Origin of the sequence: Dietzia sp. DQ11-38-2 (genome assembly GCF_014145055.1) — a bacterium.
In the GTDB taxonomy this organism is placed as follows: Bacteria; Actinomycetota; Actinomycetes; order Mycobacteriales; family Mycobacteriaceae; genus Dietzia.
The window spans coordinates 1-4,450 of record NZ_JAALDW010000103.1 but is presented as its reverse complement, the minus strand read 5'-3'; the positions used below and the strand labels follow the sequence as shown (position 1 = coordinate 4,450).

The 4,450-nt window shown below is 69.2% G+C and carries 4 protein-coding genes; 2 read left to right on the top strand and 2 right to left on the bottom strand.

Annotation, left to right across the window (positions count from 1 at the left end):
* A partial coding sequence (locus tag G6026_RS04050; protein WP_347238060.1) for a biotin/lipoyl-containing protein occupies positions 1-943 on the bottom strand: 943 nt, incomplete at its 3' end.
* A gap of 310 nt (positions 944-1,253) precedes the next feature.
* Here G6026_RS04050 and G6026_RS04045 point away from each other — a divergent pair.
* Together G6026_RS04045 and G6026_RS04040 are read left to right on the top strand one after the other, a co-directional pair.
* Positions 1,254-1,616, top strand: coding sequence for an oxidoreductase (locus G6026_RS04045; protein ID WP_182612326.1), 363 nt, complete (start codon positions 1,254-1,256; stop codon positions 1,614-1,616).
* A gap of 436 nt (positions 1,617-2,052) precedes the next feature.
* Entirely contained in the window at positions 2,053-3,387 is a 1,335-nt protein-coding gene (locus G6026_RS04040) for an asparaginase (protein WP_228549645.1), read from the top strand.
* A gap of 90 nt (positions 3,388-3,477) precedes the next feature.
* Here G6026_RS04040 and G6026_RS04035 read toward each other — a convergent pair.
* Positions 3,478-4,450: leucyl aminopeptidase (locus G6026_RS04035; RefSeq protein ID WP_182612325.1), on the bottom strand; the 973-nt coding region annotated here is incomplete at its 5' end.

The following is a 4,450-nucleotide window of genomic DNA, read 5'->3' as shown; positions in this document are numbered from 1 at the left end:
CCAACGGCGTGGCGGACGGCGAGGTGCCGGACTTGGCGGCTTCCGCCGGTTCGGCCCGCTCACGGTGGCCACCCGACGCCTTCTCGCCGCCATCGGACCCCGTGGACTTCTCGGCCTTCGCCGCCGCCTTGTCCGCGGCCTTCTTCTCGGTCTCCGGGGTGTCGCCCGCCGCGTCGTCCTGCTCGGCGGCACCGGCCGCATCGGTGGCGTCACCTTCCGCCTGAGCGGGGGCGTCGTCCGGCCGGGCGGACTCCGCGGCGTCGGAGGTGCCCTCGTCCTCGGGTTGGTCGTCCTGGTCGGAGGCGTCTGCGTCTCCGATGACGGCGAGGACCGCGCCGACCTCGACGGTGTCGTCCTCGTCGGCGACGATCTTGGACAGGGTGCCCGCGGCGGGCGACGGGATCTCGGTGTCGACCTTGTCGGTGGAGACCTCGAGCAGGGGCTCGTCGACCTCGACGGTGTCGCCGACGGCCTTGAGCCAGTTGGTGATGGTGCCCTCGGTGACGGATTCGCCGAGTTCGGGCATGGTGACCTCGGTGCCCTTGCCGCCGGAGCCCTTCGAGCCGGAGCCCTTGGTGGCGGAGGACGAGCTGGGCGCGGGCTCGTCTGCCTCGTCGCTGTCCTGATCGGCGGTGTCGGAGGCCTCGTCGGCGGAGTCGTCAGCGTCGGAGGCGTCGTCATCCGAATCGTCGTCGGATCCACCGGAACCGTCGTCGATGACCGCGAGCTCTCCGCCGATCTCGATGGTCTCGTCCTCGTCGGCGACGATCTTGGACAGGGTGCCCGCGGCGGGCGACGGGATCTCGGTGTCGACCTTGTCGGTGGAGACCTCGAGCAACGGTTCGTCGACCTCGACCGTGTCCCCCTCCTTCTTGAGCCAGCGGGTGACGGTGCCCTCGCTCACGGATTCACCGAGAGCCGGCATCTGTACGGAGAAGGCCATGGTGTCGTGACTCCTCAAGAGTTGTGGGCGCTGCCCGCCGGCGCGATCCGCGCCCGCGTGAGCGGCGACATGGTGGTGAGCTGTCAGTTCTGCGACGACCCGGGACCGGACCGCTGTGGCGGTCCGCCCGGACGATCGCCCACCATTGTGCCCTGTACCACCTGCCGGTGTCGTCGGACGCCCCGATCCCGGCGCCAGCGGCCGCCTGAACCGGCCGGCGGCCACGCCATCACCGGTGCTGGCGCTCGGTACGATCGAATGTCACAGACGGCCCCACCCCGGACGGGGGGCCGACGGGAGGAGTCCGACGGTGGCGATCCGCGATCTATTCCGGCGGCGGCGGTCACGGATCCCGGCGGATCCCGCTGACCTCGCCCACTTCCGGTCGTGGTGTGAGACCAGGGTGGGGATCGAGGCGTACCTCGAGCCCGAGACGCTCGTGTCGGTGCCGGGGCTGCTCCTGGTCGCCTTCGACGGCGAGTGGACGCGCCGCCCGGTGGGGGATGTCGCCACCGCGCGCAAGCTCGCCGACGAGCTGGGGATCCCCCTGTACGACGCGATGGAGACCGGGTACCCGGATCGGATGCGGCTCTTCGAGGAGGTCCGCATCTCGCGCGAGCGCAAGGAGAGGGCCCGCCGGCTCCGCGAGCAGATGCGCGGGAATGACCACTAGCAGTGCCGGGCGGTCCGACCGCACATCCGTAGCGCCAAGGCGAGGGACTCCCGCCGGACTAGATGACCACCGTGGTGCCGAGAGGTGCCGATCGAACGATGCCCACTCCGCCGGGGCCGTATCCCACGGAGTCCCGTGGGCGACGGTGTTCGTGTGGTGAGCACCGCTGAGTCTGGCGTCCATCCGACGACGATCGCCCCCGACCGCTCCCATCACTGAGTCGTGACTCTCGAAGGGGCGCACCATCGCCGCCGACGGCCCCCGAGAGTTCGAGATCACCGCGTAACTCATCCTTGATGCTTTTGAAACCTAAGAAGATGCACCGGAAATGCTGCCGTAACAGCAAGGCGACAGTGTGTCTCTGGTCGCTCGAACCACTTGTGGATCACTCCCACAGCGACCGGGTTTCCCTTCCCACTCAGAGAAATGAGCGCACATGCTCCAGATGACAACCCGCCGCAGGGCACGAGCGTTCGTGGCCGCTCTGTCCTGCGCCGGACTCCTGGCCACAGGGCTGCCCAGCACAGCGGCGGGCTCTCCGCTTGACAGCCTCGCCGCCGGCAGTCTCGGATCGAGTACGGGCACGACAGCGCCGGGCGCACCCGAGACTCCGGTCGAGCCCGATCCGGTCGAGCCCGATCCGACTGAGCCGATTGATGACGGGGATCCCACCCTGCCCACCGTGACGGTCGTGGCGACCGGCGGCACCCTCGCCGGCCGGGCGACCACGCAGGACTCGTACTCGAACTACCGCGCCGGAACGTATCCGATGGCCGAGCTCATCCCCGAAATCGCCCCGGCCATCGACCAGATGGCCAACGTGGACATCGTGCAGTTCGGCAACGCCGGTTCAGGCGGTTACACCATCGCGCAGTATCGCGAGCTGACCCTGGCGGTCGAACGAGCACTCGCGAGCTCGGACGCCGTCGTGGTGACCACGGGGACCGACACCATGGAGGAGTTCGGGTACTGGCTCGACGTCACTGTCCAGAGCAAGAAGCCGGTAGTCATCACAGGTGCGATGCGTCCGTGGGCTGCCGGCCCAACCCCGGATGTCGACCCGGTGTTCGGCAGTGACGGCCCCGCCAACCTGCTCCAGTCGATCCGGCTCGCGGCATCTCAGCAGACCTACTGCTTCGGCACCGTGCTGATGCTCAACGACGAGATTCACGCGGCACGCGACGTCACCAAGGGCAACACCATGCGGACCGACACGTTCGAATCCCGGAGAGTCGGCGTTCTCGGGTGGATCGACGGCGATCGGATCAGTCTCCCGCGTGGACCGTCCAGAGTGCTTGACTGCCAGTCCGACCGGTGGTTCACGCCCTTCGACCTGTCGGAGATCTCAGCAGGCGATCTGCCCAAGGTGGAGATCTTCTACAACTACCAGGAGGCCTCCGGGGATGCGATCCGGGGAATGGTCGCCGGTGGGGCGACCGGAATCGTCACCGCCGGTACCGGTGCGGGCGGCATCTCCTCGGCGGCAGGCCAGGCTCGCCGCGATGCCATCACTCAAGGGGTGTGGTTCGTCTCCACCAGCCGCACCGGCTCCGGGACGGTCGGCCCCACCAGTGCTGCGGGGATGATCTCCGGCAACGAGTTGCTTCCGCAGAAGGCCCGGCTGTTGCTCATCCTGAGCCGCGCCTTCACAGACGACATCACCGTCGCCCGGGACTGGTTCGCCACGGCCGGCAATCCCGGGTTCGGCAACGCAACGGCTGCCGTGGACGTGCAGTCGGTCCCGGACGGGGTGCTCGAGCAGGTCGCGTGATCGCACCCCACCCAGCGTGATCGCACCCCGTCCAGAGTGACCCGTGCGGACGATGTCAGCGCCCTGCAGTGGAGAATCGTCGGACACCACTCACCGAGAGGCGATGTCCTCCAGGACCGCGAGCATCGTCCGCACGGGCACCCCGGTCCCCCCCTTGGGCAGGTACCCCTCGGCGCCACCGTCGTTATAGGCCGGGCCGGCCACATCGATGTGGACCCACTCCACGCCCTCGGCGACGAATTCGGAGAGGAACAGGCCAGCGGAGAGCATGCCACCCCAGCGATGCGGGGTCACGTTGGTGAGGTCGGCGACCTCGGAGTCCAATCCGTCACGCAGTTCCTCCGGCAGCGGCATCGGCCAGCCGCCCTCGCCGACCTCGCGGCTGAGTTCGGCCACCCGGTCCCGGAAGTCCTCGGTGCCCATGACGCCGGGGGTCTTCTTGCCCAGGGCCACCATCTGTGCGCCGGTGAGCGTCGCGGTGTCGATGAGGTGTGAGGGGGAGTCCTCGCAGGCCCTGACGATGGCGTCGGCGAGGATGAGTCGGCCCTCGGCGTCGGTGTTCTGCACCTCCACCGTCGTCCCGCCGTACATGGTGAGCACGTCACCGGGGCGGTACGCCGTGGACGACGGCATGTTCTCGGCCATCGGGACGGTGGCCACCACGGTGAGGTCCAGCCCGAGCCGGGCGGCGAGGATGACGGTCGCGACGACGGCGGCCGCTCCGCCCATGTCCATGGTCATCTGCTCCATCCCCGCGGCCGGCTTGATGGAGATGCCGCCGGTGTCGAACGTGACGCCTTTTCCGACCAACGCGACGGTGGGTCGACCCTCGGCCCCGCGGTGGGTGAGACGGACCAGTCGCGGCCCGCGGGACGACCCTCCGCCCACCGCCAGGATGCCGCCGAAGCCGCCCTCCGCGAGAGCGGGCTCGTCCAGGACCTCCACGTCGAGGCCCGCGCCGGCGGCGAGTTCAGCCGCACGGTCCGCGAAGGAGCCGGGGAAGAGCAGGTTGGGCGGGGTGTTGACCAGGTCGCGAGCCAGGCTGACGCACTCCGCGATCGTG

What these genes read in the sequence shown, in the direction of transcription:
- G6026_RS04040 (WP_228549645.1), top strand. Translation starts at nt 2,053, where the DNA reads ATGCTCCAGATGACAACCCGCCGCAGGGCACGAGCGTTCGTGGCCGCT.